Origin of the sequence: Pseudomonas sp. NPDC086112, from assembly GCF_044746425.1 — a bacterium.
GTDB lineage: Bacteria > Pseudomonadota > Gammaproteobacteria > Pseudomonadales > Pseudomonadaceae > Aquipseudomonas.
Genome location: NZ_JBIVCD010000012.1, coordinates 81,834 through 106,456 on the forward strand (window position 1 = coordinate 81,834; position 24,623 = coordinate 106,456).

Annotated in this window: 30 protein-coding genes; 7 read left to right on the forward strand and 23 right to left on the reverse strand. The window is 55.6% G+C overall.

Features of this window, described 5'->3' with window-relative positions; genetic code table 11:
- The first annotated feature begins 52 nt into the window (after nucleotides 1–52).
- Both ACIPLA_RS11540 and ACIPLA_RS11545 read left to right on the forward strand, forming a co-directional pair.
- Nucleotides 53–478, forward strand: coding sequence for a cell wall hydrolase (locus tag ACIPLA_RS11540; protein WP_401173205.1), 426 nt, complete (start codon nucleotides 53–55; stop codon nucleotides 476–478).
- Nucleotides 479–522: 44 nt separating this feature from the next.
- Complete coding sequence (locus ACIPLA_RS11545; RefSeq protein WP_401173240.1) at nucleotides 523–987, forward strand: lysis system i-spanin subunit Rz; 465 nt, start codon at nucleotides 523–525, stop codon at nucleotides 985–987.
- 45 nt (nucleotides 988–1,032) lie between these two features.
- Here ACIPLA_RS11545 and ACIPLA_RS11550 read toward each other — a convergent pair whose 3' ends face one another.
- The 7 genes from ACIPLA_RS11550 to ACIPLA_RS11580 form a co-directional block, all read right to left on the reverse strand.
- Nucleotides 1,033–1,272, reverse strand: coding sequence for a type II toxin-antitoxin system HicA family toxin (locus ACIPLA_RS11550; RefSeq protein ID WP_401173206.1), 240 nt, complete (start codon nucleotides 1,270–1,272; stop codon nucleotides 1,033–1,035).
- A gap of 3 nt (nucleotides 1,273–1,275) precedes the next feature.
- The gene (locus tag ACIPLA_RS11555) at nucleotides 1,276–1,599 is read right to left on the reverse strand and encodes a hypothetical protein (RefSeq protein ID WP_401173207.1); all 324 of its coding nucleotides are present in this window, start codon (nucleotides 1,597–1,599) and stop codon (nucleotides 1,276–1,278) included.
- Between the two features lie 578 nt (nucleotides 1,600–2,177).
- On the reverse strand, nucleotides 2,178–2,681 hold the full coding sequence (locus ACIPLA_RS11560) for a type II toxin-antitoxin system death-on-curing family toxin (protein WP_401173208.1): 504 nt from the start codon (nucleotides 2,679–2,681) through the stop codon (nucleotides 2,178–2,180).
- 37 nt (nucleotides 2,682–2,718) lie between these two features.
- Nucleotides 2,719–2,889: a hypothetical protein gene (locus tag ACIPLA_RS11565; RefSeq protein WP_401173209.1), complete on the reverse strand. Its 171-nt coding sequence runs from the start codon at nucleotides 2,887–2,889 to the stop codon at nucleotides 2,719–2,721.
- A 573-nt stretch (nucleotides 2,890–3,462) separates the two neighbouring features.
- Entirely contained in the window at nucleotides 3,463–3,678 is a 216-nt protein-coding gene (locus ACIPLA_RS11570; RefSeq protein WP_401173210.1) for a hypothetical protein, read from the reverse strand.
- A gap of 309 nt (nucleotides 3,679–3,987) precedes the next feature.
- On the reverse strand, nucleotides 3,988–4,815 hold the full coding sequence (locus tag ACIPLA_RS11575; RefSeq protein ID WP_401173211.1) for a hypothetical protein: 828 nt from the start codon (nucleotides 4,813–4,815) through the stop codon (nucleotides 3,988–3,990).
- 241 nt (nucleotides 4,816–5,056) lie between these two features.
- Entirely contained in the window at nucleotides 5,057–5,776 is a 720-nt protein-coding gene (locus ACIPLA_RS11580; protein WP_401173212.1) for a hypothetical protein, read from the reverse strand.
- Nucleotides 5,777–6,442: 666 nt separating this feature from the next.
- Here ACIPLA_RS11580 and ACIPLA_RS11585 point away from each other — a divergent pair.
- The gene (locus ACIPLA_RS11585; protein ID WP_401173213.1) at nucleotides 6,443–6,871 is read left to right on the forward strand and encodes a hypothetical protein; all 429 of its coding nucleotides are present in this window, start codon (nucleotides 6,443–6,445) and stop codon (nucleotides 6,869–6,871) included.
- Between the two features lie 704 nt (nucleotides 6,872–7,575).
- On the opposite strand, the gene ACIPLA_RS11590 is transcribed toward ACIPLA_RS11585, so the two are convergent.
- The 3 genes from ACIPLA_RS11590 to ACIPLA_RS11600 all read right to left on the reverse strand — a co-directional run bounded on the left by ACIPLA_RS11590 (nucleotide 7,576) and on the right by ACIPLA_RS11600 (nucleotide 8,565).
- A complete protein-coding gene (locus ACIPLA_RS11590) occupies nucleotides 7,576–7,995 on the reverse strand; it encodes a type II toxin-antitoxin system YafO family toxin (RefSeq protein ID WP_401173214.1) in 420 nt (139 codons plus the stop codon).
- 6 nt (nucleotides 7,996–8,001) lie between these two features.
- Nucleotides 8,002–8,148 (reverse strand): hypothetical protein, encoded by a 147-nt coding sequence (locus ACIPLA_RS11595; protein ID WP_192343297.1) that lies wholly within the window; start codon nucleotides 8,146–8,148, stop codon nucleotides 8,002–8,004.
- A gap of 147 nt (nucleotides 8,149–8,295) precedes the next feature.
- Complete coding sequence (locus tag ACIPLA_RS11600) at nucleotides 8,296–8,565, reverse strand: hypothetical protein (RefSeq protein WP_007947603.1); 270 nt, start codon at nucleotides 8,563–8,565, stop codon at nucleotides 8,296–8,298.
- A gap of 531 nt (nucleotides 8,566–9,096) precedes the next feature.
- Between ACIPLA_RS11600 and ACIPLA_RS11605 the strand changes: the two genes are divergently transcribed.
- Nucleotides 9,097–9,597 (forward strand): type VI secretion system amidase effector protein Tae4, encoded by a 501-nt coding sequence (locus tag ACIPLA_RS11605; protein ID WP_401173215.1) that lies wholly within the window; start codon nucleotides 9,097–9,099, stop codon nucleotides 9,595–9,597.
- A complete protein-coding gene (locus tag ACIPLA_RS11610; protein ID WP_218399174.1) occupies nucleotides 9,597–10,052 on the forward strand; it encodes a type VI secretion system amidase immunity protein Tai4 in 456 nt (151 codons plus the stop codon). The genes ACIPLA_RS11605 and ACIPLA_RS11610 overlap by 1 nt, the downstream gene beginning before the upstream one ends.
- Before the next feature lie 237 nt (nucleotides 10,053–10,289).
- Here the strand turns inward: ACIPLA_RS11610 and ACIPLA_RS11615 are convergent, their stop codons facing one another.
- From ACIPLA_RS11615 to ACIPLA_RS11665, 11 genes are all read right to left on the reverse strand, one after another.
- On the reverse strand, nucleotides 10,290–11,081 hold the full coding sequence (locus tag ACIPLA_RS11615; protein WP_401173216.1) for a transporter substrate-binding domain-containing protein: 792 nt from the start codon (nucleotides 11,079–11,081) through the stop codon (nucleotides 10,290–10,292).
- Between the two features lie 373 nt (nucleotides 11,082–11,454).
- Nucleotides 11,455–11,913, reverse strand: a complete 459-nt coding sequence (locus ACIPLA_RS11620; protein WP_401173217.1) for a hemerythrin domain-containing protein — start codon at nucleotides 11,911–11,913, stop codon at nucleotides 11,455–11,457.
- Between the two features lie 338 nt (nucleotides 11,914–12,251).
- Complete coding sequence (locus tag ACIPLA_RS11625; protein WP_218399137.1) at nucleotides 12,252–12,521, reverse strand: heavy-metal-associated domain-containing protein; 270 nt, start codon at nucleotides 12,519–12,521, stop codon at nucleotides 12,252–12,254.
- Nucleotides 12,522–12,610: 89 nt separating this feature from the next.
- Nucleotides 12,611–14,692 carry a copper-transporting P-type ATPase gene (locus ACIPLA_RS11630; RefSeq protein WP_401173241.1) on the reverse strand — a complete coding sequence of 694 codons (2,082 nt, stop codon included), beginning with the start codon at nucleotides 14,690–14,692 and terminating at the stop codon, nucleotides 12,611–12,613.
- A gap of 102 nt (nucleotides 14,693–14,794) precedes the next feature.
- Complete coding sequence (locus tag ACIPLA_RS11635; RefSeq protein WP_223569339.1) at nucleotides 14,795–15,001, reverse strand: DUF2933 domain-containing protein; 207 nt, start codon at nucleotides 14,999–15,001, stop codon at nucleotides 14,795–14,797.
- A gap of 30 nt (nucleotides 15,002–15,031) precedes the next feature.
- Nucleotides 15,032–15,442, reverse strand: coding sequence for a hypothetical protein (locus tag ACIPLA_RS11640; protein WP_401173218.1), 411 nt, complete (start codon nucleotides 15,440–15,442; stop codon nucleotides 15,032–15,034).
- Nucleotides 15,443–15,588: 146 nt separating this feature from the next.
- Nucleotides 15,589–16,518, reverse strand: a complete 930-nt coding sequence (gene copD / locus ACIPLA_RS11645; RefSeq protein ID WP_401173219.1) for a copper homeostasis membrane protein CopD — start codon at nucleotides 16,516–16,518, stop codon at nucleotides 15,589–15,591.
- 3 nt (nucleotides 16,519–16,521) lie between these two features.
- Nucleotides 16,522–16,905 (reverse strand): copper homeostasis periplasmic binding protein CopC, encoded by a 384-nt coding sequence (copC, locus tag ACIPLA_RS11650; RefSeq protein WP_218399140.1) that lies wholly within the window; start codon nucleotides 16,903–16,905, stop codon nucleotides 16,522–16,524.
- Nucleotides 16,906–16,960: 55 nt separating this feature from the next.
- The gene (locus ACIPLA_RS11655) at nucleotides 16,961–17,851 is read right to left on the reverse strand and encodes a copper resistance protein B (RefSeq protein ID WP_401173220.1); all 891 of its coding nucleotides are present in this window, start codon (nucleotides 17,849–17,851) and stop codon (nucleotides 16,961–16,963) included.
- Nucleotides 17,852–17,861: 10 nt separating this feature from the next.
- Nucleotides 17,862–19,655 carry a copper resistance system multicopper oxidase gene (locus ACIPLA_RS11660; protein WP_401173221.1) on the reverse strand — a complete coding sequence of 598 codons (1,794 nt, stop codon included), beginning with the start codon at nucleotides 19,653–19,655 and terminating at the stop codon, nucleotides 17,862–17,864.
- A gap of 145 nt (nucleotides 19,656–19,800) precedes the next feature.
- Nucleotides 19,801–20,505, reverse strand: coding sequence for a murein L,D-transpeptidase catalytic domain family protein (locus ACIPLA_RS11665; RefSeq protein ID WP_218399143.1), 705 nt, complete (start codon nucleotides 20,503–20,505; stop codon nucleotides 19,801–19,803).
- Nucleotides 20,506–20,586: 81 nt separating this feature from the next.
- Here ACIPLA_RS11665 and ACIPLA_RS11670 point away from each other — a divergent pair, with 81 nt between their 5' ends.
- Nucleotides 20,587–22,338 carry a murein L,D-transpeptidase gene (locus ACIPLA_RS11670; protein WP_401173222.1) on the forward strand — a complete coding sequence of 584 codons (1,752 nt, stop codon included), beginning with the start codon at nucleotides 20,587–20,589 and terminating at the stop codon, nucleotides 22,336–22,338.
- Here the strand turns inward: ACIPLA_RS11670 and ACIPLA_RS11675 are convergent.
- Nucleotides 22,335–22,817, reverse strand: coding sequence for a hypothetical protein (locus tag ACIPLA_RS11675; protein WP_192343305.1), 483 nt, complete (start codon nucleotides 22,815–22,817; stop codon nucleotides 22,335–22,337). The genes ACIPLA_RS11670 and ACIPLA_RS11675 overlap by 4 nt on opposite strands.
- A gap of 144 nt (nucleotides 22,818–22,961) precedes the next feature.
- Here ACIPLA_RS11675 and ACIPLA_RS11680 point away from each other — a divergent pair, with 144 nt between their 5' ends.
- On the forward strand, nucleotides 22,962–23,627 hold the full coding sequence (locus tag ACIPLA_RS11680) for a ribonuclease T2 (RefSeq protein ID WP_218399146.1): 666 nt from the start codon (nucleotides 22,962–22,964) through the stop codon (nucleotides 23,625–23,627).
- Between the two features lie 125 nt (nucleotides 23,628–23,752).
- Here ACIPLA_RS11680 and ACIPLA_RS11685 read toward each other — a convergent pair whose 3' ends face one another.
- On the reverse strand, nucleotides 23,753–24,397 hold the full coding sequence (locus ACIPLA_RS11685) for an HAD family hydrolase (protein ID WP_401173223.1): 645 nt from the start codon (nucleotides 24,395–24,397) through the stop codon (nucleotides 23,753–23,755).
- Between the last annotated feature and the right edge of the window lie 226 nt (nucleotides 24,398–24,623).

The window sequence follows — 24,623 nt, forward strand, 5'->3', positions numbered from 1 at the left end:
CCGTCATCTATTGCCCGCCAAGTGCGGGCTTTTTTTCGCCTGGAGAAAAGTTATGACTGCAACCGAAGTAGACCGAGACATCTTTGCGCGCACGCTGTGGGGTGAAGCTCGAGGGGAGGGGCTGGCTGGGCAAATCGCTGTGGCGTGGACCATCCGCAACCGCGTGAACGACGGCAAGGCCAAGTCCTGGTGGGGCGAGGGCTATGTCGGTGTGTGCCAGAAACCGTATCAGTTCAGCTGCTGGAACAAGAACGATCCGAACTTCGTCTACCTGAGCGGTGCTAAGTCGATCCCGTTCCGCGAGTTTGCTCAAGCGCAGATCGCCGCTGAACAGGTGATGAGCGGCAAGGTTCCGGATCCCACTGGTGGAGCCACGCACTACTACGCGACCACTTTGCCGAAAGCACCGGCGTGGACTGTGGGAGCGAAACAGACATTCCGGCTCGGCCGCCACGTCTTTTTCAGGGATGTGCCGTGAGCCCCGCGTCGCAGAAGTTAGCGGCCGCAGGCGTGCTGATCCTAATGCTGCTGACTACGGGGGGTACCTGGAAGGTGCAGGACTGGCGGTACGGCAAGCAGCTGGCTGAACAGGCTGGCCTGCACAAGGACGATTTGACCGCCATCAGCAATGCGGCCGCGGGCCAAATCCGAGCCGATCAGGAAAAGCGCCTGGCCCTGGAGCAGCGCTTGTTTACCAGCGAACATTCCCACTACAAGGAACTGAGCGATGCTCAAACCAATCAGGATCGCCTGCGCGATCGTCTTGCCACTTCTGATCTGCGGTTGTCAGTCCTCCTTGCCGAGGATTCAACCGGTGGCTGCTCAGTGCCAGCCGGCACCGAAACCGGCGGCCTGGTTCATGGAGGTGCGCGCGCCCGACTTGACCCAGCGCATGCTCAACGAATTATCGGCATCACCGCCGCCGGCGACCAAGGACTGATCGCACTGGCAGCGTGCCAAGCGTATATACGTGAATTGTATAAATAGAGATTTTGTTCGTTCGGCAGGACGCCAGAATGGGGTGCGGTACTTTCAGTCCGTAGCTGCAGCATAGAAAGCTGCTTTGCTCACGCCTGCCTGCTTGGCCATTGAGCTGACCAAGTCAGGCCCGAATGGCTGCTTTGGACAATCCACGGTCACAATGTACCTCTCAGAGTCAGTGGTTTTTACCCACTTTTCATGAGAGGTTCCAGTTCTAGGTCTTGGCTCAAATCCGAAGGCTTTCAGGGCCTTTTTGACTTGTTTGCAGTCTAGGGGGTGGTGCTTCGCCATTCCTTACGAGGCTAGCTTGAGGGGCATAGCGTCGCGGAAAGCAAATGCATTCTGCTTCCAGCGATGAATATGATTCATTGCGGAAATCAGGTGGTACTTCGCTACGATGGGCAAAGGTGACTTGCGACTCAGAAGCTGAGCCGCATAAGGTCGGTCTTCGCCTTCCAAAATGTCTTGCAGATAATCAGTCACCTGAGCATGCAGCTTGCTTTTGACTTCTTGAAAGCTGTCACCTTGTACCGCCAAGCAAAGATCAATGCAGAAAGCCTGCCAGTAACCTTCCTTCCGCTCAGCGAAGCAGCGAAGCAAGATTTCATTCGGTTTCATGGGATCTCCTTTTTGGTAGAGCGTTGTAAAAAGACGTGGTCAACAAGTTATCCACAGCTTTATCAACACTGGACGGCGATTATCGACAAGTCAACGGGCTTGTCAATTGCGAAATTGTGTCTGAGCGCATAACTCAATCGATCCAATCGCGCCTTCATACACATTCCGACCGATGGAATCGATGGATAGTTCGCTTGGAGAGACGCAGCATCCAACCGCGTCTTCAACCCGGAGTCTAGCTCTGGTTTCAGCTTGATGATGGAATCTTTTCTTATCGGTACAATAAGGTACCGCTATAGCTGCTTTTCTTGGATCGGCTTCGCCGGCAGATGCCCTGGTTGGTGACCTACGGCATCACTTTTTGATTCGAGCTGTCATTTGTCGTCCGGTCCGAAAATGGTGCATGCCGAAATTTTGGCGCAAAATAAAAAATCACAATGGATTGACAAAATATTGGCTACAGGTACGATAAGGCCCCGGGCCGCGATGCGGCCCGGGGCCTTATCGTACCTAGAGCGAAAGTCATCAAAAACCCGCTAATTTTCGGGTTTCATTCAGCAGGGATGTCGGAAAAAGGGTCAGCAGGCTGGTTTGGCTTCTAAATGACCAAACATTGCAAGAAACTCGTTGGGGCCGTTTAAGCCGTCCGTGTCAAAGGGGCGAGACCAATAGGCAAGCCAATTTTCTAAGTCTTCTTCGTTGTACTCATGATTTGCAATGCCAACCATGATTTCTACGAAATCATCCCCCGGAGCGGTTAACTCGTAACCATTCAGCAACAGGAACATATAGCCTGCAGCAGCTGCGGTTCGCTTGTTGGCGTTTGCAAAAGGATGATTTTGGATGAGGCTGTGCATCAGCAGAGCGGTCAGGCAGAACATATCTTGGGTACCTGTGTAGTACCGATGCTGTGCTGGTCGCTGTTGAGATGAGCTCAGCTCATTAGGCCTGATCACCTTTATTGGCTCGCCAGGGGTTTGGGCTAGGATCAGTCGTTTGTTGATCCAAATCAACGCCCCTGGAGTGAGATATCTGATCCCCTCCAGAGTTTCGCTGAGCTCCGACAGCTCCATTGGCGGCATAACACAGCTCCATTGGCGGTATAACGCAGACCTTCAATCAGACCTTAGCCAGATCCTCGAACGCCTTTTCATAACGATGGAATGCTGTGCAGAAAGCCTTTTCGATTTGAGCCTGGTATGCGCCTTCAGCAGGACGCGCAAGCGCCACGCTCGATTTGTCGCGCTGCGGTATGCAGAGGCGATCAGTTTTCTTCAGTGCATTTCCCACGGTACTCTCCTCAATCCCGACGCTCTGCCGGGACATGCCATGACTATAGCTAGTAATGACTACGCTTGTGCTCACAAAACAAAAGATTTTGTGTCCACTTAAAGTGGGGGCTGATTCTTCATATGTCAACGCATGAAGTCAATGAAAAAAGACTATAACAAGCACCGCTTGTCCATTCGTCACCGTCATAAGCTTATCGGCAGTGAAGAACAGCGCTAAAGCGATGCAGTGAAAAAATCACCCCTTCAGCCATCAGACCGCTGGCAAACCTGTGTGTTCTATCGGAAGTCATGCGACCGATTGGCGCAGCTGATAGCTGTCAAAAACCAGCTTGGTTTCCCTGCCTTTTCTAGCCTAAAACCACCGCAAATGACACAAAGATTTGCGACTATGGATCTCTGACGGCCTTTATTCATAAGGGGTCACGATTTAGGGGGGTAGGCGGATCGCTGGTCGATGGCTATGAGATATGCCTGTGTGAACGCTGCTTTCAAAAACGTTATCACCCAGCCTGGGCCGATAGCTGCCTGTGAGATGAACCGGATTCACCTCGAGCCTTTGGTATGCAGTCGGTTAACCGATGTCCAATCTCTTCAATCGAGCTAGGCCTTGTTTAATATGGCCGGCGTTTTCACCCATCGTCCATAGCGCCCCGCGGACATTTCCGCCCACTTCCCGTGCCCCTTGCTCCTCAACCATGAGTGTCAACTCCATAATGGCGGCCTCCAGAGCCTGCTGGTTCTCGTACAGCCTTCCCAGCACATCCGATAGTGAATAATCGCTTGGCATGGTGTCGATTCCTTTCGAGAAAACCCAAGCATAGCAGCGACAGTGCCCACAGCTGGGGCCTGAAATAGGTTGCTTTAAATTTGCTACAAGGCGAAAGGGATTGTGCCGCTGAGCCAAGCAGATTTGGGATATGGGGGCAGCGAGTCAATGGTGAATGGGGTAAAAATGGGGCAAACCATACGCCAAAACCTTGCCATTCAATGCCCTCTATGCATTTATGTAAGCAGACAGAAGTAGGCGTTATGGTCAAGGGCTAGGGTAGCCCTATCGCCATTTCTCTGAGCCTCACCTTTTGGGAGAGATCCTGCGCTACTTTTCACCAGGTTTCATGAGGGATGTCTGTTCCGGTCCGAAGGGGTAGCAGAAGGCCGTGCCAAGCCGAATCGGATCGTACTGTAAGTAACTTTCAATGGACCCATCTGGGACGAGCGCCTTAACCCTATCAGCAGATTTATGACAATAGCGAAGCATAGCGTTGGCAATGGACTCGGTTGATTTATCAGAGGCGTATACCAAAGCGAGCCCCTCAGGCAGATGGTGGTTTCCAAAGTAAGGGGTGCGGCCTGCGTTAATTGCGATGTGTGACTTCCTGTCGTGATCAACCACCAAGCCAACACGTTTAGACGCTTGCAATGCGTTTGCAGCGTGGCGGGTTATTGCAAGGTGCCAGCCCAAAAGCTCAGCCACTGCGTTGTGGTCAGGGTCAGCGATGACGTAACAGGCAACTGGCATAATCGGCACCTCTCCGCTTAACGATTTAAGCTGGTCAGGAAGGCAATAAATGGAGCAGACGCTTATTCGGTGACCACGGTGGATGCCGTTAACAGTGTTTGTATCTACAGCTATTAGGTAGTCGAATTGATCCTGTAGATCAGCGAAGCGGCTTTGCGAATGAGAGAAATCCTTAGCCGGGGCTGAGTAGAGTACTTTCTCGTCCGGCTTGTTCTGTCGCTCGTAAGCTACCTGCCTTTGTAGGCTAGCGGGATCAATTTCAAGGATGTTTATCTGGCCGCTGGGTTCAAACTGCAAGGTGATAGATGAGACCATTTCTGCAGTATGGCCGACAACGTATTCAGACCTAGGAAGCGTCTGCTTGGCCTGTCGCTTTCGCTGTTTCTTGCTCTGTTTCTCGCTCATAAGGACCCCTTAACTCTATGGGAGTGTATAGCCCCACGGGGAGTCGGGAGAGTTTTGGCTTTCGTGCATCACATAGCTAATACGCCTATTTGAGGTGCCGAGGAAGCTGCCCGAATCGCCTTGGACTTTCTAGACACTTCTAAGCGTCAGCTTTTGATCGGGAGCCACCTGAGGTTGAATCCACAACCCAAAGCGGGCCTCGCAAACCCCGCCAAGCCGCACGTACCGAAATCGCCCGCTTTCATCGCAAAAACTGATAGGTTCCAGTTACGCGACCTTCGGGATTAGGAGCCTCCTCAATCCAAATTTCCTTTGCTTGAACGACACCGCATGCGTTCTCTACACCGTATTTAGCATTTTGAACGCCTGTTATCGTGAAAGGAACAATAGTGTTGCCGGAGCAAGGATGACCTCTCATTTTGAAGTTCACTGCCCAGCCTTGATCAAACTGTCCGGCGGCCACACATACACGCACTATTCTCGCAATCCCATTGGGGTCTTTGTAGAGAGTGGTAGGATTGTTCGGCGTGTAGGACCACGAGTAGATTTTACCGTTGTCTATTGGCCATTGAGGATCAGCATCGAAGTTGGCGTGTCGTATCGAGCCGCCGGCGGCGGGAAAACCTTGATTCTGCGCCCCCGGGATGGAAACTCTTCGTACATGTCCGAGCGCCGCGCAACCCGTGCCGGTTACTGTTGTCGTAGTAGGATTGCCTACACCGCACTGTTCTGTGGAAACCATGAATGTTACAGGCGTCGCCTTGTTGTCCACGCAGAGTTCAACATCAATTGGTGTCTTAATGTCGAGCACCAAGGTATCTGGCACTAGCGGCCGAAAGTACCGCCATCTCGTTTCGGTAATGTTCGGAGTGTCGAGAGGAGTTATCGGGGCGTCTCCGTAGTTTACACAGGCGGTTACGAGAACACAGCCAAATGAAATGGCGAACTTGACGCAGTTCATTGCTCTCTCCTCTGTTCACGTGTTGACGGGCCCGAAAGTATCGAGCTGGGTTTGACAGATCAACTGCGTGAGTTGCGCGGCCTACAGTGATGAGACCGAGTTCGGCGATAACGTAAAAGCAGGGGTTCTTATTGTTAGCTTTCTCTACTTCTGTAGCTTGTCAGCTTAGCATTGCTTAAGATTAATAAAGGCTGAGCGATCTTGTATTTATAGTTTTTGTTGGAGTAAAAAGTGTTTTGTTAGCGCGATTCGAAATTTAGCGAGATTTTAGTGTTGTTGTTTTTAAGCGTAAATCAGCCCGGATGGGCAATGTATTGCCGACGGCTCCTCGTGGATTAGAGAGGGCAGACTTGGCAATGCGAAGCCGAGATCAGCAGGACCAGATGGCATCATGGAGGCCAGTAGGGCTGGGCGGTTTTTTTCAAATCTTAAGTGCGGCGGCGTGTGGTCTATGCTCAGTGACTGTGGATGAAGAAAACCACAGTCACTGTTAACAGGAGTGTCAAATGCCAGCGAATCTACGCGGGAGAGATCTAGAAAGTTGGCAGTTCATACATGATGAGAGAGTCAAGCGATGGCCGAAAGCCAAAACTATGGCTTATCCCACGTTTTTCGATGCTTTCTCATTGAGTGCTTAATATTTTTTTTTTTTTTTGGAGAGCTGAAATGATGATTTTGAGAAATGCGATTGCGATTGTTGCGCTTGTTGCCTCATCTGGTGCCGTATGGGCTGAGGGTGTACAGCTCTTTATTGGAGTTGAGCCATGCAACAATGGGGAGGTTGCGACGGTTGAAAGGCATAAAGGCTGCGCTACAAGAAATATCGGACATACAATTGAAGCTGCAAGTGCGATACCGCTAGATAACTTTGTTGAGGTGTTTGCTGGTAACGATGTGGTAAATAATAAAATTGTTAGTAAGGACTTTAACTACTTGGGTGGCTCGATGGAAAGTATCGGTTATCTCTCGAAGAATCCGATTGCTGGTGGGAAAAAACTCAATAGGGGTAATGGGAAGTGTAATAATGGCGATACAACAACTAGTACGCTTCATAAGGGTTGTGGTACTGAGTTCTTAGGGTATACAGCGCCGTAAAAGTAGAAGAAGACTATGTAATGCGTAGTCTTGAACGAAGGTCTCTATTTCTTTTTGCTTTTTTGGCATATGTCTTGCTTTGAGAGGGGCAAAGCAAGACCTTCAAAGCATCCGACCTTCAGCTTTCAATATCCAGATTGCAACTCCAAAAAAGCGAAGTTGTGTACCAATTTCCGTACCAGTAGGTAGGTAATAGCGTGCTAGCTTGCGTTATATAGGTGTAATTCTCCCCCGGAGAAGTAATCACCAGGCATGACGTCGACTCCTTTCAAGAAAAAACACAAGCATAGTACCGGCAGTGCCCATGTCAGGCCGTAATTGCAGCTTGCTTAGAAATTGCTACAAAGCGAAGAAGTCGCAGCGGATTAGCCCGTCTGGCTGGGGCGTTGGAGGACTACTAGACCCAATCCATCATCGGGGCGACGGAGAAGCGGCGGGAGAGCGGAGCGGGTGTGGCGGTGATTGGGGGCATTGGCGTTTCTGGAATGGGTGAGGCTGGGAGATGGGGAGTTTATCAGGATTGGGCTTGCGGGGCTCAGGTGAGTATTGCTGTGGTAGTTCGGGACAAATGGACAGAAGAATGAAAGGGATTCAGGGAGATAACGCGAGTAAATAGATCCCACCCCATTTTTCGTGGGATTCTCTTTTTCGCCATAAGTAGTAATCAAAGAAACCCGGCTAAACACCGGGTTTTTGCGGACAGTTCACAGGTCATCCAGATCAGGGAATCTGATCTTGCCAACAATCCAGGGCTCTACGATATCGTTGCGCATCGTACGCAGGAACGAACCCCATTCTTTACGATTGTGAGCATCCGGCCCCGTGACCGTGAGCAGTAAGTATTCATCTCTGAAGTCGTCGTAGGCATAGATTAGCCAGAAGTCATTATCAGGGTCATCAACAAGTGCGGTGCGATAATACTGACGACTGATTTTTGCCCAGCGAGTTTGTATCTCTTCTGTACTCGCGAGGTGGATATGGTGCATTTCGCTCAGGTCGAGCTTCTCGTCTCTACCGAAAATGGCAGGCAGGTCGCCGAACAACTTGTAGTTGTAGAACTGTGCGGCAATTGTTTCCCAGTGTTTTACTTTTTGAAAAACTGCAGCAATTTTAACTGCCGGCATCCAGACCTACTTTGTAATAGGAAGCTTGCCAGTGATCACAAACGTATCAAAGACCTTCTGCCCATCACGCGCTGCTTCCCGAACATCCAGGAACGTCAGTTCTTTATGGACGACCTTTCTGCGGGGCTTGTCGGTTTTTTTAGTGGTGGCCATCGGAGCCTCCGAAAGATGTGTATTCATGCTGACCAGCTTATGTGATTGAAGGGATCCGGGCAAACCGCGACAGCGGTACACGGGCTACATTTTTTTGTCGAATTCGATGAGGCCGAGGGCGTCCGGGGAGGGCGCCCCTTTTTGACGTCAGGAGGGTTCAGCATCCATACGTCGGGCGATAACGTCCAGCACATCGCAGCCATCGCGTAATGGCACGCAGCACAGTAGCGCGAAGTCACTGAGTATTACTGAATCCGTGGTGATATCACCGCGCATCGCAAGGTTTTCAAGAATCTGCGTCACGGCTCGAATTCTGTAACTGGCGGTGCTGAGCAGTGAGTGCAAAGGTTGTGTGGTGTTTACAAAAAGGCTTGGCAGATCGTCGGCATTGCTGGTTAAAGCCATGTATTCGTTCATGTGGAGCTCCATTAATTCAAGAAAACTACTACTCAATCGTCGCCAAACGAATGGGTGGTAGCCGTACGCGGGTTGGCGAACCGGGCAATGGAGAAACCGGCAGACCCTAAGGTCTCCCGCGCACAGCCACCATAAAACAGGCAGCTAGGTGCGTTCCGAAGCGCTCCGAAAATGGTCGAAGGCTTCAGTTCAATTGCCATCGAGTCGCCAAACCCGACACGCCATTTGGGCGTCGGGTGGACTATAGGTCTCGTGACAAAAACGCAGCAATGGATAAGTGTACGGACAATTCCTAGTGTGGTGTAGGACGTTACTCTTTTTACAGTTTGTCTGGGCGAGGGCATCAATCGTGATGCGTTGCTGTTGCAGGACTTCGCGCGGGTGTTGGCGATTCCGCTGTGCGCTGGCTGCGATTTGCTGGATGTGATGGGGCGGCGCTTCTTCATGACCCCGTCATTCAGGTCTATGTCACCTCAAGCATGAAGGATTAAACTGCCGCAGATTTCTGCTTCCTAAACTCAAGGATGAAATATGATTCGACCCTCATTTTCCAGCGCGTGGGCGGCATCTCAACGGATTTACGACACCGTCAATCCATCTGAAAAAGTTGCGACAGTCATTGGCGGCAATGTTGCAATGAACATTAACAGCCGTGATCCGGCCCTAAGGTGGGTCAACACGTGCGCGGTGCGCATGAGTTATATCCTCAATTACTCCGGCTCACTCATACCGCGAATAGTTGGCGAAACCGTGTCTGGCGCTGACAAGCGCTGGTACTTTTATCGTGTCAAAAGCCTGATTGCCTATCTGGAACAGCAATGGGGAAGTGCCGAGACGGTCAGATACCCGGCCGCAGATGGCGGCACCCTGGCGGGCCGAAAGGGTCTTATTTTGTTTGAAGTTTCTGGCTGGTCGGACGCTCAGGGGCATGCCACTTTGTTTGACGGCAGAATGTGTTATGACCACTGCTATTTCAATGAGCCGGGTATGAACTATCAAACCGACCGTGCAAACTTCTGGAGTTTGTCTTGATGAAGTATTTGACTGCGGTCTTGGTGTTGGCTTGGGCCGCCGCGCCTTCCAACAGTTGGTCCAAGGATGATCCGACCAACTCCCCACAGGCAGGCGGGCGCACCTACGCGCAAAATTACAAGGATATGGTGCTGGCAGACTGCATCGCTACAGCCTACAAGAGCGAACCTAAAGCCGCCCAGGACGCCGGAAGCAGTGCCAGTGCGCTTATGGACTGGACCTATTTTGATCTGGAGCAAGCACCTCAAGCCGGTAGACCTCTGGTTGACCAGTTTCTGGCTCGTGATTATCACAATCCACTGGTCGAATCAGAGCGTCAAGGCGTTCGCTTTGAGCTGCTCAAATGCCTGGACCTGTATCACAGCAAAGAGTTGGACAGCCAGGTCAGGCAATTGGTCATCAATCCCCAGCATACCTATCGTCAGGACAACCCGCCGCGACCCAAAAAGGATTGACCCTGTGTCGCGATTGAAGATGAGCAGCCGTTGACGGGCTTTCGGCCCAGGATGACGACTTAAGATCGTGCCGCCACGCTTCCGGTCCACAGGAAACTGAAAATGATTTCGAGGATGCAACGGCTGAAATACTTCCGCCGTTGCGTGATCTGCCTGATGCATTGCGAGTTCTGTTTTTGCGACTGCTTCGCAGCCGAACGCAGGCTTCGCCAGCTGCTACAGGTGGTATGTAGCGAGCTATTTCGCCTCTGGCACCGCTATCCACTGACCCAGAATTTTCTGGTAGCTCCCCGTCACCTTGGCCAGGTGCAGCCACTGATCGACATACAACTTCCAACTAATATCATCACGCGGCAGCAGATAAGCCTTCTCCCCATACTGCATAAATTGCGTTGGGTTAACCGCGCACAGGCCCGGTTTAAGTTTCTGCTGGTAGAGCGCTTCCGAGGCGTCGGTAATCATCACGTCAGCTTTCTTATCCAGCAGTTCCTGGAAGATGGTCACGTTGTCGTGAAGCTTCAATTGCGCTTTGGGCAGGAAGGCGTGGACGAAGGCTTCGTTGGTGCCGCCGGCCGGTTCGACCAGGCGAACGGAAGGTTGGTTGATTTGTTCGATGGTCTGGTATTGCGCCTGGTTTTCACAGCGCACCAGTGGGATTTTGCCGTCGACGTCCAGCGTGGTGCTGAAGAAGGCTTTTTTCTGGCGTTCCAGCGTGACGGAGATGCCGCCGACGCCAATGTCGCATTTGCCCGCGAGCATGTCGGGCATCAGGGTTTTCCAGGTGGTCTGGACCCACTCAACCTTCACGCCCAGGCTGTCGGCCAATGAGCGGGCCATGGCGATGTCGATCCCCGAGTATTCGCCGTCTTCACCTTTGAAGGTATAGGGTTTGTAGTCGCCGGTCGTGCAAACGCGCAGTTGGCCTTGTTGCAGGACGGTGTCGAGATGGGAAGGGCTTTGCTCTGCCTGAACGCCGCTGGCTAGCGCGAGCAGGCCACAGAGCATCATTGTGCTTTTTATGGTTTTCATTGTTATAGGGCTTTTGTGATGGAGTGGGGTTCAAGCGGGAGTCAGTGTAGTTAAAGCGCTTCTCGACTGTCATCCACTGTCCCAATACTCCATTCACTCCAGCGCATAGTACGTGTCAGGCAAGGCCCGACACGTATCCCTTCACATTAGTTGTTTATCCACAAGCCAAGGACTTCGAATGCTTAAGATGCGCTTCAATCGAGTTGTTGGCAGAGTGGACTCTTACTCCCTTGAGTTTATCGAGTGGCGGCTCTTTCCAACGCTTTGATGTTGTCCATCCAGCAGAACCCACCAGACCAATTGCCGATATAGGTAGCTGCGGTGGGTTTGATTTAAGTAATTTTAACTCGACGTCCACCACGTTCATTACTTCTTAATGCCATTGACGCTTGATTTCCTGCCACTGGTTGTCTGACAGCCACTTATCTGCCACCGGAAAGAAAATATTTTCCTCGGCGTCCATATGATCGTAATATTTTTTGATGAAATCATCGATAGTGTCAGCAATGACTCTCGTTTCCTGAGTTGTGTTCTCCAACATCTTCAGCTGTCCGGCAATGCGCCCAAATGCCTGATGATCTCGCTCGATATCCTTGACACGTTGGTGGATCGGTGCCTCAGTCGTTAGCAAGGCCAGCCGAATAAGTTCTTCATTTTCATGGTGGTGTCGCTCTGCATCACCATGCAAGGCTTCCAGCATCTTGAACAACAGCTTGCAGTCATCAGCACCATCGGATTCATGCCTAATTTTCCTCAGCAACTCTTTGATCTTAGTAATTTTCATAGCTACTTCATGATGATAGGCCTGAAGTTCTTTTAATAAGACGTTCATATTAAATCCTCGTTATGACCAAACCATCACGGGTTCCTGCACCTTTAAATTTCAATACCTTGTCAAACACACTCGCCAGTACTATTTAACCTTTTTAGTATAGGTGAGCACAAAGCACTCATCTCAGGAAATTTGCCGCCCTTGGAAAAAATTGAAATATCAAGTTTATGTTTATATGCATTATTTGATCTGCCGGATATCCGTCAGCGAAAACGGAAGGAAAAAGCAGCGCCCAAATCGACGCGATCCACTTCTTGACTGTCATCCATCACAATAAAGAGGTCGCAGCGGCCGCACACTGGATGACGACGCCACGATTTCCTCCGATGGCCCGGGCTTCAACGACAGCAACAACCGGCCCCACCGCACCCGGACGTTTTCCTGACCTGCTCGTGACTGTCTGCGGCCAACAGGCTTGCCGGATAACCAGCCTCCGTCAGCGCAGAAATCAGGGTGTTGCTTTGTATATCGCCCGTCACCTTGACCCGGCCATGGGCCAGATCGACCGTCACCTCGCCAACTCCCTCCAGCGGTTGCAGCGCCGCGTTGACGTGTTTGACGCAGCTGCTGCAACTCATGCCTTCGACGTGCAACTCAATACTGTTCATGGATAAACCTCTTTGGTGGCGGCGCCCATCAGCGCTTGAAGTCATCGTTGACCTTGTCACGATGGCAAGGTCAAGCGCTTGTTTCGTGCTCAGTCAATCGAGGCCTGGCGCAGGCGCAAGGCGTTAAACACCACTGAGGCAGAGCTCACGCTCATGGCCAGTGCAGCCACCAACGGGGACAACAGATGCCCGGTCAACGGGTAGAACAACCCGGCGGCGAGGGGGATGCCCATGGCGTTATAGGCCAGGGCAAAGGCCAGGTTCTGGTGCATGTTGCGTACGGTTGCCACCGATAGGCTGCGGGCATGCAGAATGCCGAGCAGGTCGCCCTTGACCAAGGTCACCTGAGCGCTGTTCATGGCAACATCGGTGCCGGTGCCCATGGCGATACCGACGTCGGCTCGGGCCAGGGCCGGGGCGTCGTTGATGCCGTCGCCGGCCATTGCCACACGGTGCCCGCGTTCCTGCAATCCGGCGACCAAGCGTTCCTTGTCCTGTGGTTTGACCTCGCCGTGGACTTCTTCGATGCCCAGTTGGCGGGCGACGGCGCGGGCGGTGGTGAGGCCGTCCCCGGTCGCCATAATCACCCGCACGCCATCGGCCTGCAGGCGTTCGACGGCGAGCCGGGTGGTGGGTTTGATCGGGTCGGCGACGGCGAGTAGCCCCGCGAGCACGTCATCCACGGCCAGGTACATGATGCTGGTTCCGTCGCTGCGCAGCTGCTCGGCGTGGGGCTGCAGGGCTTCGATGGCGACGCCGGCTTCAGCCATCAGGGCGGTGTTGCCCAGTTGAACACGGTGCCCGTCGACTTGTCCGCGCACGCCGATCCCTGACGCCGATTCGAACGTCTGCGCTGTGCTCAATACCAGTCCGTTGGCGCGAGCGCGCTCGACGATGGCGTGGGCCAACGGGTGCTCACTGCCCTGGTCGAGACTGGCGGCCAGGCGCAGCACTTCGTCAGCACTGTAGCCAGGCGCAGGTTCGACGCTGTGGAACGCCGGGCGACCTTCGGTAAGAGTGCCGGTTTTGTCCACGATCAGGATGTCGACCTTGCGCAGGTTCTCGATCGCCGCCGCATCCCGGAAGAGCACGCCGCTGCCGGCAGCCTTGCCGGTGGCGACCATCACCGACATGGGTGTGGCCAGGCCCAGAGCGCACGGGCAGGCGATGATCAGCACGGCCACCGCATTGATGAGGCCGAACACCCAGCTCGGTTGCGGCCCCCACAGCCCCCAGCCGACAAAGGTCAGAACGGCGATGGCGATCACGACCATGACGAAGTAGCCGGCAATCACGTCTGCCAGGCGTTGCATCGGTGCCTTGGAGCGTTGTGCCTGAACCACCATCTGCACAATTTGCGCGAGCACGGTCGCTGAACCTACTTTTTGCGCCTGCATCACCAGGCTGCCGTGGGTATTGAGGGTGGCGCCGATCAGTCCGTCACCAGGGCGTTTCATCACGGGGAGCGGCTCGCCTGTGAGCATGGACTCGTCCACCGCGCTTTCACCCTGCAGCACCACACCGTCGACCGGGACTTTCTCGCCGGGGCGCACACGCAAGGTGTCGCCGCTGTGCACATGGCTCAGGGCAATGTCCGCTTCGCTGCCATCGGCGTTGATCCGGAGCGCGGTCTTGGGCGCCAGGCCAAGCAGCGATTTGATCGCGGCAGAGGTTTGTGAGCGCGCCTTGAGTTCGAGCATTTGTCCGAGCAGTGTCAAGGAGATGATCACCGCCGCCGCTTCGTAGTACACGCCAACCCGGCCATCCATCATGAAGGTGGCTGGAAACAGGCCGGGTGCCAGCGTGGCGGCAAGGCTGTAGAGGAAGGCTGCGGCGGTGCCGAGGCCGATCAGCGTCCACATGTTGGGGCTGAGCTGGATGATCGAGCGCACGCCGCGCACATAGAACGGCCAGCCGGCCCACAGCACGACAGGCGCGGCGAGCACCAATTCGACCCCGTTCTGTGTGGCACCGTGAAACAGATTCAAGCCATGACCACCCATGGCCAGTGCAGTCACTGCCAGAGTCAGCGGCAGGGTCCACCAGAAGCGCCGGGAAAAGTCCTCGAGCTCAGGATTGCTTGCTTCCTCCAGTTCGGGCAATACCGGTTCCAGGGTCATGCCGCACTTGGGGCATGTACCCGGGCCGCGCTGGCGGATTTCCGGGTGCATGGGGCAGGTGTACTCTTTTTCGGTCGCCGCCGACTCCGGTGCCTGCTCCGTCTGAGCAGGTGACTTGAGGTCATCCAGATGTCCGTTATGGCGATGCATGGGTCAGCGCCTGCCGCCGTGGTGATGGCCAAACAGGTGCATCAGCGGGCACAGCAATAGAATCAGGTAAGGCAGAATCGGTGAGATATGGCCGTAATGTTCGCGAGCCAGGTAAAACAGACCGATTACTAGCAGCATCCCCAGCGCGATGCCGGGTTTACTGCGCCAGAAGGAGGGGGCTGGAGGCGTCGAGGGTGGTGAGTGGTTCATGTGGCGAGCTCCATTCCGACGAAGTGAGATTTATTGGCCCATCGGCATCTTCATCATGCTGGATTGCTGATCCATCATTTTCATCATCATGTCCATCATCGCTGTGCCCGAGCCGTCCTTGCTGCCGGACATGCCCTTGCCCATCCCCATGCCTGTGCAATGGTCGTGCATCATGCCCATGCTGTTTTTCATCGTGGTCATGGCTTCCTGCATCGCTGCCTGGCGTTCGGCCGGGGTTTTGGCGGCGATCATTTTGTCGTGGGCCGCCTGCATTTTCTGCATCTGTTCGCTCATGGCCTTGTCTTGCATGGGCATGGCTGGGGTGGTGGTAGTTGCCATCGGTGCTGCTGGCGGCTGGTCGGGGTGATGTTCGTCGACTGCCAGGGCCATCAACGGGCTGCAGACGATCAAAGCGGCGAGCGATTTAATGTAGGCGTGCATGGCAATCTCCAGAGAGTAAGGGCTGATCAGCCGCCGCCAGATGGCCGCTGATCAGAACATGTCGTATTTCCCCATCAAGGGCATAAGCCTGAAATTACGCCATGGCCGCAGCGTGTTATTGATCCATATCAAACGACCCCTTCAGGCTATTGCGCTGCTATTTCCATCTCCGGGCTCAACGTTCCGAGCCAGGCCACCAACCCCACGATCACCACCGCAGCCACCCATTCCACCAGCACGCTGCGCCGCAACGCATTAGCGGCGACGGCGTATTGCCCGTCCAGCAACGATCGCTCCAATAACGGCCCAAGGTGAAACCGGTTCAACGCGGCGAGCACTAGCATTCCTGCAAACAGCACCACTTTGATGAATAGCAAAACCCCGTAAGTACTGAGAAATACCTCATCCAGTTTCGGCCCGACAATGAACAGATAATTCACAACCCCCGTCACCGTAATGACCACCACGATGACCGCGCCAATCACCTCAAATCGATTAACGGCGCGGGCCAACAACTTGATGCGCGCTTCAGTGTGCAGGGCGTTGATTCTTGCCATCAGCGCAAACGCCATCAATGCGCCAAGCCAGGCCCCTGCCGTCAGCAGGTGCAGAATGTCCACCGTGAAATGCCCGACACGACGACTGCCTTCATCCATAGCGCCATGCCCGTTCCAGGCCAGGCTGGAAAGGGCAACACCGCCGGCAAAAGCTGCAACCCATAAACTGAAACCAGGTGCACGGAGCATCACCACTAAACCTGCGACGACCAGCGCAACAATGCGAACCCCCCAAGCCAACCCGACGTTCGTCTCGAACAGCATCATCTCAATGTGCGGACGCAGTTCGGCGAAGTCCGATTCCCCGCTCATGGCACTCGCCATCATCACCATGCTCGCGACGGACAACACCACTCCCAGCACCGCCGTTCCCGCTAACATCGGCCGAAACGGCAACACCGTTCCCGACAGCCGTTCCAGTCCTTTAAGGCTGTACAGCCCAAAGAGCGCCACCCCAAACAACAGCATCAAATCCACATACAACACAAAGCGAAGGGCAATGCTGATTGAGTCGCTCATCCATCACTTCACTTTGAACGTAACGTTGCCGGTGATCGGGTGAGTGTCCGAAGACACGGCGCGCCATTCGACTTTGTAGCTGCCGGTGGGCAGTGGCGAGAGCGGGGTGATGACCATGGTTTTCGGGTCGCTGCCGCCGGAAACTTTGGCCTTCATGGGCATGGGCGAATGGGCCATGCCGGGCATTTCGGTCATGACCAGTTTGGCGCCGGAGAACTGGGTCACGAGGTTTTCGGAGAAGTGCAGTTCGATGTTGCTCGGTGCTGTGCCGTCCGCGCCTTCGGCCGGGGTAGAGGAGAGCAGTTTCGGGTGGGCTTGAGCGAGTGCGCTCATGAGCAGCCCGGTTGAAAGTGCGATGGCAACAGCGGTGGTTTTGATTGTGCGCATGCAAGGCCTCTTACCGCTTTAAGCGGTTGGTTTTTAGGTTTTCGAGTTAATACATTTAGAACCACAGCCGAACGCCGACGACAAGGCGGGCTTCGCTGCGGTCCTCGCCTTCGTCCTTGGCGTAATCGGCGGTTTTGCCATAGGTGCGGTTCCAGGTCACGCCAATGTAGGGCGCGAATTCCCGGCGAATTTCATAGCGCAATCGCAGGCCGGCTTCGGTGTTGGACAGCCCGGAACCGATGCCCCGTTGCGGGTCGTTTTTGCCGTAGACATTGAGCTCGGCGGTCGGCTGCAAAATCAGCCGGTTGGTGAGCAGGATGTCGTAGTCGCCCTCCAGCCGTGCGGCGGTCTGGCCACCTTCGCCGATGAAGGCCGTGGCCTCGGCTTCGAAGTTGTACAGCGCCATGCCTTGCACACCTAGTGCGGCCCAGGTTTGTGGGGCGCCGGGTTTGAAATCCTGGCGCACGCCGGTCACCACGTCCCACCATGGGCTGATCGCGTGGCCCCAGAGGGCCTGGACTTCGGCGTCTTCGGTCTTGCCATTGACGCGTTCGCCTTCGGAGCGCAGCCACAGGCGATCGATGTCGCCGCCGACCCAGCCGGACAGATCCCACGCCAATGCGCTGCCGTCGTCGGCGTCCTGCCATTCGAGTTTGTCGGCGAGCAAGTAATAGTTGAGCGAGGAGTCATGCACGGCATGGCCGGCGGGGCTGACGTAGACGGCAGCGCGGTCGGCGTCAGTCAATGCCGGGATCGGCGTGCGACTTTGGGTCGGCGCGGCGGGCTGCATCTGGCCGTTGTCCATGCTCTGCATTTGGCTGTGATCCATGCCCGGCATCTGGCTATGGTCCATGCCCTGCATATCGTCGGTAGCAGCCATGGCCGAAGAAACCGTGAAGCCAGCGAGTGCCAAAGCGAGGCGGGTAGAGCGATTCAGTCTGGTCATGGGTAGCGCCTCATTCTTCCACGCGAACTTCACGGAACATCCCCATTTCCATGTGGTACAGGAGATGGCAGTGATAGGCCCAACGGCCGAGCGCGTCGGCGGTGACCCGGTAGCTGCGCTTTGATCCCGGTGGCATGTCGATGGTGTGTTTACGCACCATGAACTGGCCGTTCTCGTCTTCGAGGTCGCTCCACATGCCGTGCAGGTGAATGGGGTGAGTCATCATCGTGTCGTTGACCAGCACCACACGAATTCGCTCGCCGTACTTGAGTCGCAGCGGTTCGGCGTCGGAAAATTTCACGCCGTTGAACGACCAGGCGAACTTCTCCATATGGCCGGTGAGGTGCAGCTCGATAGTGCGACCGGGCTCGCGGCCATCCGGGTCTTCGAAGGTGCTGCGCAGGTCGGAGTAGGTCAGCACGCGGCGACCGTTGTCGCGTAGGCCCAGGCCCGGGTCGTCAAGTTTCGGCGAGGTGCTCATGGCTTGCATGTCCACCAGTGGGTTGTCTTTTTCCGTATCTGGGTGGGATTGCATACCGGCCATGCCACCCATGGCCATGCTGCTGTGATCCATGCCGGCCATGTTGTCCATGCCTTGGATGTCACCGCCGTCCATGCCCGTCATGCCTTGCGGTGCACTGTGATCCATCCCCGCCATGTCGCCGTCCATGCTGCCGTGATCCATCCCGCCCATGCCCATGTCATCCATGGTCACCAGCGGTCGCGGATCCAGCGGAGGCACTGGCGCCGACAAGCCGGCCTTCACCGCAAGGGTGCCTCGTGCAAAACCCGTTCGGTCCATCGACTGGGCGAACAGGGTATAGGCGTCCTGGGTCGGCTCGACGATGACATCGAACGTCTCCGCCACCGCGATGCGGAATTCGTCGACGCTCACCGGTTTGACGTGTTGGCCATCCGCGGCGACCACGGTCATTTTCAGGCCGGGGATGCGCACGTCGAAGTAGGTCATCGACGAGCCGTTGATGAAGCGCAGTCGCAGCTTTTCGCCGGGGCGGAACACGCCCGTCCAGTTCATGTTCGGCGCCTGGCCGTTCATTAAGTAGGTGTACGTGGCGCCGCTGACGTCGGCCAGATCGGTGGGGTTCATCTTCATCTCGGCCCACATCTTGCGATCGGCGACTGTCGAGCCCCAACCTTTCTCGCTGACGTCGTGGATGAAATCGCCCACGGTGCGCTTGTGGTAGTTGTAGTAATCCGATTGTTTCTTGAGTTTGCTCATCAGGCCGACCGCGTCTTCATCGGTCCAGTCGGTCAGCATCACCACGTAGTCGCGGTCGTACTGGAAAGGCTCCGGTTCCTTGGCGTCGATCACCAATGGCCCGTAAACCCCGGACTGTTCTTGAAAGCCCGAATGGCTGTGATACCAGTAAGTGCCGTTCTGCCGGACTTTGAACTGGTAGACGTACATCCCGTCCGGCTCTATACCGTGAAAGCTCAGGCCCGGCACGCCGTCCATGTTGGCGGGCAGCAAGATGCCGTGCCAGTGAATGGAAGTGGTGTCCTTGAGTTTGTTCTTCGCCCGCAGCGTGACGGTGTCGCCTTCCCGCCAGCGCAGCAGGGGGCCGGGAATGCCGCCGTTGATGGTCATCGCGGTTCGAGGGTTGCCGGTGATGTTGACCGGGGTTTCGCCGATGTACAGGTCGAACTCGGTACCGGCCAGCACGTTCGGTTCGCCGGGGCTGGTGACCGCCCAGACCGGCGTGCGCCACAGCCCGAGGCCCGCGAGGGCTCCACCCGCGGCCAGGCCCTTCACGAAAGTGCGTCTTGAGGTGTTGGAATGCATGCCGTTTTTCCCATCCGTCAGCCTGATGAAGCCCTCAAGTCCATCCTGAGCGGAGGGAGGAGAACTTAATGAGGTGAAGGCTAACAGGCGGCGCCTTTCAGCAGACTGAGGCCAAGATTACATTTCTGACAGTTTCACTCGGTGTTTAGTGACTTCTGTTCGGCTTGGACGAGTCTGCCACGGTCGCGTTACCGCAATTGATATACGAAGAAGACTTCAACCAGCGCTGATCCGGATAGTAAGAAAACAGCAACTGCCCGTCCTTCATCGAATCGATCAGCTGATGCGCAATCGCAGGTCTCACCGCCGGGCAACCCAGGCTTCTGCCGATCCGGCCATTCGCCCGCGCCAGGTCAGGACTGACATACGGCGCGCCATGAATAACGATCGCCCGCTCGAAAGCGTTGTCGTTGAAACCCGGCTCCAGACCTTCCATGCGCAACGAATAACCGTTCTGCCCGACATAGCTGGACTGGGTTCGGTACAAACCAAGGCTGGTGGCGAAGCTGGCATTGCGGTTGGAGAACTGACGGGCCATGTTTTCGCCGCTGTTGCGACCGTGGGCGACCAGTTCGTGGAACAACAATTTGCGTTGTTTAAGGTCGAACACCCAAAGACGCTGCGCGGTCGAGGGCAGGGAATAATCGATGACTGCTAGTCTTTGCACCGGGGCCGCGCTTTGGGCCCGGCTGCATTGGGAAGCGCGTACGGCCAAGGCAATCACCTTGGCGTTGGCATTGGGGGCCGCTTTGATCAGCGCGGCTTCAAGCGAATCGGCGTAGGCTGCCGGTAAGGTAAACGCGGTCAGCAACAGAGCCGTCATTAAAAAGCCGAAGCGGTCTAGGGCCATATGCAAGTCTCATCTGATTGTTTCGAGTCTAGCAGCGCGCACGACGCTAGCCGGTTGAAAACGGGAGATTAAGGATTATCCATGGGGCAGTTAACAAGGTTATTCGTCATAAGCCGCATATTTTTTATGGGCTTTCTGATAAGCGGCATGGCAATTGCGGAAACTTCGCCGATTGAGCAGTCATCTCCCGTTAGTGTCGGCGCGGATGCCGCGCCTGGTGATTATGTCGGTCAGGCGATTCAGGCGGCGTTGGCGCCATTGAGGTCGGCGTTTCCCCCGTTACTCACGTCACCGGGCCATCAACGGGTCGACGTCAATCGAGCGGTGCTGGATTTTTATAGCCATCGTGGCTATCGCGCCGCCTGGACGGACGATGACGATGTCGTCCAGTTATTGAAAAGCCTGAGTGACACCGGGGTCGATGGCCTGGACCCCGAGGATTTTCGAATTGCCGAACTGGTCACGGCCAGAAACTCGATGCAGGCAACTGAACCAACCCCCGGACAACGGGCGGCTTTTGATATCTCGGCGACCCAGACGTTCATCACGGCGCTGCTGCAGTTGCGGCGCGGCAAGGTCGACCCTTCGCGACTGGACATCCATTGGAATTTCGACCCGGTCGGCATCGATCCTCGGGAGGACGTCAATCTTTTCTTCGCTGCCCTCGATAGCCATGACGTCGCGCGCGCGTTCGCTCAAGCGCCGCCACAAGAAGCGATTTATGGCACGTTGCGACAGGGCCTGGCGCAATTGCGCAGGGTTCGCGACAGTGGTGGTTGGCCAAAGGTCCCGGGAGGGCAGACCCTCAGGCCTGGCATGGACGACGCCTCGGTTGCTCAGCTGCGAGCCCGTTTGGTGGCGGGTGGTTACCTAAGCGCGAAAATGAACGCGCGCTCCGACTACGACGACACCGTCATGGCGGCGGTAAAGAAGTATCAGGCCGAGCAATACCTCGGGGCGGATGGGGTGGCGGGGCCGGCGACACTCGCGGCGCTGAATGTGCCGGTCGAGGCGCGAATCGATCAGGTTCGCGTGAACATGGAGCGGGCGCGGTGGCTGCTGTACAAACTTCAGGGTACTTTTGTCATCGTCGACATCGCCGGGTACAAGGTTTCGTTCTATCGCGATGGCAAGCTGATATGGCGCTCCCGGGTGCAGGTCGGTAAACCGTATCGCAGCACACCGATTTTTCAATCCGAGATCACTTACATCACGTTCAACCCGACCTGGACCGTGCCGCCGACCATTCTGGTCAAGGACATGCTGCCGAAGATTCGCAACAATCCCGGTTATCTTGATGCAAACCGGATCCGCGTGATCGATCGAGAAGGCAACGTGCTCGACCCGTCGACTGTCGATTGGGACAACCCGCGCGGCCTTACGCTGCGTCAGGATGCAGGGTCGGATAACTCGCTGGGGCAGGTGGTCATCCGCTTTCCCAATGATTACGCCATTTATCTGCACGACACCCCGCATCGCGAGTTGTTTGCGCAATCCAATCGTGCGACCAGTTCTGGCTGTATTCGAGTAGAAAACCCGTTGCAATTGGTGGAGCTGTTGTTCAACGACCCGGTTCGCTGGGGCAGCGAAGGGATTCAAAATCAGTTAGCCAATGGCAAGACAGAGAACATCAGGCTCCCCGTGAAAGTGCCGGTGCTGTTGGCCTATTGGACAGTGGACCTGAGTCTTGATGGGCGAGTGACGTTCAAACCCGATGTGTATGGGTACGATAACCCTGTGTTGCGTGCGCTGAATCTGCCTTCGGAACGGCCAACGCTGGACGGGAGGCGAGCGGCGCCTCCCTCGATGGCGGTGGGGCAGAACAAGCTTTAAAGCCCCAGCCCTTCTTGCACCGCCAGAAGCAGGTTGTGTTCCGTCAGCGCGATCGCATCCGGCTGTTGTCCGGACTGTTCGATCGCCTGAAGCCACCAATGCGTATGGCCGTGTTCATCCACGGTTCGCAATAGCGCGAGTTCCTTGTCTGTCGAGTGAATCTCGATCCGCCCGGCACCGTCGGCGGTGAAGCGGGCGACGGGATCGAAGGTGATGCTGTGGTGGTTGCCTTCGATCAGCAGTTGGTCGATGGCGTAGTCGTAAGTCGCCCCGTCCGGAGCCCTCTCGAACACGTGAGTGGAGTTGCGTCGTAGCTTCAGGCCCACTTCGATCAGTGGCTGCAGCCAGGCTTCAATCTGGTGATATAGCTCGTAGACCTGGGCGGGCCAGCTGTCGATGGCCTGATCGGCGATGGTCGCATCGGCACTGGTTTGCCGGGATTGTTTCAGCTTCTCGGCGAGCTCGTCTGCTTTACTCATTTCGATTTCCTGTCGTGATGTCAGTTAATCGTAGCTCCTTCAAGGTCATGCGGTTTTGCCTTGCGTCATGCGATTGAAACACCCGCGTGACAAAACCAGTCTTCGGCCCTTTACGGCCAAATCAATCATCCCAAGGAGTGGGTAATGAAGAAATTTTACGCAATCGTCGCGTTGATCGCGCTGACCTTCGGCAACATCGGCCTGAGCAGCGCCCGCGAAACCCAGAGCAGTAAAGTCCAGGCGGAATCGGTCGCAGGGGTGTTCGATTACTACTTGCTGACGCTCTCCTGGTCGCCGACCTTCTGCCTGACCCACAAAGATGATACGCAATGCTCGGGTAAAGGCTACGGCTTCGTGCTTCACGGTCTCTGGCCGCAATACGCCAAGGGCGGTTGGCCGGAGTCCTGCCCGCCGAGGGTGACCTTGTCGCCGGCGGAAAATGCCAAGGGCCTGACCTTGTTCCCGACCCAGAAGCTGCTCGATCACGAATGGGCCAAGCACGGCACGTGCAGCGGCCTCGGCGCCATGGGGTACCTGGACGCGTCCGACAAGGCGCTCGGTGCGGTCAAGATCCCGCAGAAGCTGCAACCGTTCAGCAGCTCGTATTACTTTGAAGCTCAGGAAATCGCGCAGATGTTTCGCCAAAGCAACCCCGGGATTCCGGCCAATGGCATTGCCGTGATTTGCAATGGCCCGGAGTTGTCGGAAGTGCGGGTGTGCATGGGCAAGGACCTGGGGTTTGGCGCGTGCGGGACGGGTGTAAAGACACAGTGTCGGGCAGGGGATATTCGGGTTCCGCCTTCGCGGTGATGGATTGACTGTTGCGGACCAGTAGGAGCCAGGCTTGCCGGCGAAGGCGTCCTTAAGGGCGCCTTCGCCGGCAAGCCTGGCTCCTACGAAAATCGGTTTACGCAACGGAATGTAGCCGTTCAGTGTCATCTCGCTGACTGTACGGGCAACCCAAGCGCCACCAGTTCCTCGCGCAGTTGTTCCGGGCTGAAGAACTGAACCGCATGAAATCCCTCCCGGCGTGCTCCTGCGATATTCGGCGCATGATCATCGACGAACACCGCGCGGCGGCTATCAACGTCAAACCGCGATAGCAGTAACTGAAAAATCTCCGGCGAAGGCTTGATTATCCCCTCGGCACCCGACACCAGAATGCCTTCGAATCGCTGCAAGAACTCAAAGCGTTCAAGGGCAATCGGAAAGGTTTCGGCGGACCAGTTGGTCAGCGCCAATAACCGCACGCCTTTGGCATGCAGTTCATCGAGGATGTTCACCGTTTCTTCTATGGCACCATCGAGCATTTCTTCCCAGCGCTCGCGGTAGGCGCGAATCAATGCTTCCTGGGATGGGTGTCGGGCGATGGCTTCCTCAATCGCCTCCTGCCAGGTTCTGCCTTGGTCCTGTTGTTCGTTCCAGGCGGTGTGGCAGACCTCAGACAGGAATGTTTCCATGGCCTCCAGGTCTTCACCGAACAACTTTCGGTAAAGGTTTCTGGGGTTCCAGCGGATAAGGACATTGCCGAGATCGAACACAACGGTGTCAATGGCGGCAGGGTAGTGCGCAGCGCTCATGTTTTTCCTCCTTGGGTAAACGGCCGGGGCATGCACGGCAGCCGATATCGAAGCGTTCGACAGGCTCCTGAGGTTTTTCATCCTAGCAGAGACGGTTTTCGTGTTTCACTCGCGCGGGCAAATCGGTCTCTGTAAACCTGGCCTAATTGCCCCGCACAACCCCGTAGAGTAAGCTCACAAAGAATAAGGGTTTTGGGCCTTTGCCCATGCCTTACCCTTTCAGGAC

What these genes read in the sequence shown, in the direction of transcription:
- ACIPLA_RS11540 (WP_401173205.1), top strand. Translation starts at nt 53, where the DNA reads ATGACTGCAACCGAAGTAGACCGAGACATCTTTGCGCGCACGCTGTGG.
- ACIPLA_RS11545 (WP_401173240.1), top strand. Translation starts at nt 523, where the DNA reads ATGCTGCTGACTACGGGGGGTACCTGGAAGGTGCAGGACTGGCGGTAC.
- ACIPLA_RS11550 (WP_401173206.1), bottom strand. Translation starts at nt 1,272, where the DNA reads ATGGCGAAGCACCACCCCCTAGACTGCAAACAAGTCAAAAAGGCCCTG.
- ACIPLA_RS11555 (WP_401173207.1), bottom strand. Translation starts at nt 1,599, where the DNA reads ATGAAACCGAATGAAATCTTGCTTCGCTGCTTCGCTGAGCGGAAGGAA.
- ACIPLA_RS11560 (WP_401173208.1), bottom strand. Translation starts at nt 2,681, where the DNA reads ATGCCGCCAATGGAGCTGTCGGAGCTCAGCGAAACTCTGGAGGGGATC.
- ACIPLA_RS11570 (WP_401173210.1), bottom strand. Translation starts at nt 3,678, where the DNA reads ATGCCAAGCGATTATTCACTATCGGATGTGCTGGGAAGGCTGTACGAG.
- ACIPLA_RS11575 (WP_401173211.1), bottom strand. Translation starts at nt 4,815, where the DNA reads ATGAGCGAGAAACAGAGCAAGAAACAGCGAAAGCGACAGGCCAAGCAG.
- ACIPLA_RS11580 (WP_401173212.1), bottom strand. Translation starts at nt 5,776, where the DNA reads ATGAACTGCGTCAAGTTCGCCATTTCATTTGGCTGTGTTCTCGTAACC.
- ACIPLA_RS11585 (WP_401173213.1), top strand. Translation starts at nt 6,443, where the DNA reads ATGATGATTTTGAGAAATGCGATTGCGATTGTTGCGCTTGTTGCCTCA.
- ACIPLA_RS11590 (WP_401173214.1), bottom strand. Translation starts at nt 7,995, where the DNA reads ATGCCGGCAGTTAAAATTGCTGCAGTTTTTCAAAAAGTAAAACACTGG.
- ACIPLA_RS11595 (WP_192343297.1), bottom strand. Translation starts at nt 8,148, where the DNA reads ATGGCCACCACTAAAAAAACCGACAAGCCCCGCAGAAAGGTCGTCCAT.
- ACIPLA_RS11600 (WP_007947603.1), bottom strand. Translation starts at nt 8,565, where the DNA reads ATGAACGAATACATGGCTTTAACCAGCAATGCCGACGATCTGCCAAGC.
- ACIPLA_RS11605 (WP_401173215.1), top strand. Translation starts at nt 9,097, where the DNA reads ATGATTCGACCCTCATTTTCCAGCGCGTGGGCGGCATCTCAACGGATT.
- ACIPLA_RS11610 (WP_218399174.1), top strand. Translation starts at nt 9,597, where the DNA reads ATGAAGTATTTGACTGCGGTCTTGGTGTTGGCTTGGGCCGCCGCGCCT.
- ACIPLA_RS11615 (WP_401173216.1), bottom strand. Translation starts at nt 11,081, where the DNA reads ATGAAAACCATAAAAAGCACAATGATGCTCTGTGGCCTGCTCGCGCTA.
- ACIPLA_RS11620 (WP_401173217.1), bottom strand. Translation starts at nt 11,913, where the DNA reads ATGAACGTCTTATTAAAAGAACTTCAGGCCTATCATCATGAAGTAGCT.
- ACIPLA_RS11625 (WP_218399137.1), bottom strand. Translation starts at nt 12,521, where the DNA reads ATGAACAGTATTGAGTTGCACGTCGAAGGCATGAGTTGCAGCAGCTGC.
- ACIPLA_RS11630 (WP_401173241.1), bottom strand. Translation starts at nt 14,692, where the DNA reads ATGCACCCGGAAATCCGCCAGCGCGGCCCGGGTACATGCCCCAAGTGC.
- ACIPLA_RS11635 (WP_223569339.1), bottom strand. Translation starts at nt 15,001, where the DNA reads ATGAACCACTCACCACCCTCGACGCCTCCAGCCCCCTCCTTCTGGCGC.
- ACIPLA_RS11640 (WP_401173218.1), bottom strand. Translation starts at nt 15,442, where the DNA reads ATGCACGCCTACATTAAATCGCTCGCCGCTTTGATCGTCTGCAGCCCG.
- copD (WP_401173219.1), bottom strand. Translation starts at nt 16,518, where the DNA reads ATGAGCGACTCAATCAGCATTGCCCTTCGCTTTGTGTTGTATGTGGAT.
- copC (WP_218399140.1), bottom strand. Translation starts at nt 16,905, where the DNA reads ATGCGCACAATCAAAACCACCGCTGTTGCCATCGCACTTTCAACCGGG.
- ACIPLA_RS11655 (WP_401173220.1), bottom strand. Translation starts at nt 17,851, where the DNA reads ATGACCAGACTGAATCGCTCTACCCGCCTCGCTTTGGCACTCGCTGGC.
- ACIPLA_RS11660 (WP_401173221.1), bottom strand. Translation starts at nt 19,655, where the DNA reads ATGCATTCCAACACCTCAAGACGCACTTTCGTGAAGGGCCTGGCCGCG.
- ACIPLA_RS11665 (WP_218399143.1), bottom strand. Translation starts at nt 20,505, where the DNA reads ATGGCCCTAGACCGCTTCGGCTTTTTAATGACGGCTCTGTTGCTGACC.
- ACIPLA_RS11670 (WP_401173222.1), top strand. Translation starts at nt 20,587, where the DNA reads ATGGGGCAGTTAACAAGGTTATTCGTCATAAGCCGCATATTTTTTATG.
- ACIPLA_RS11675 (WP_192343305.1), bottom strand. Translation starts at nt 22,817, where the DNA reads ATGAGTAAAGCAGACGAGCTCGCCGAGAAGCTGAAACAATCCCGGCAA.
- ACIPLA_RS11680 (WP_218399146.1), top strand. Translation starts at nt 22,962, where the DNA reads ATGAAGAAATTTTACGCAATCGTCGCGTTGATCGCGCTGACCTTCGGC.
- ACIPLA_RS11685 (WP_401173223.1), bottom strand. Translation starts at nt 24,397, where the DNA reads ATGAGCGCTGCGCACTACCCTGCCGCCATTGACACCGTTGTGTTCGAT.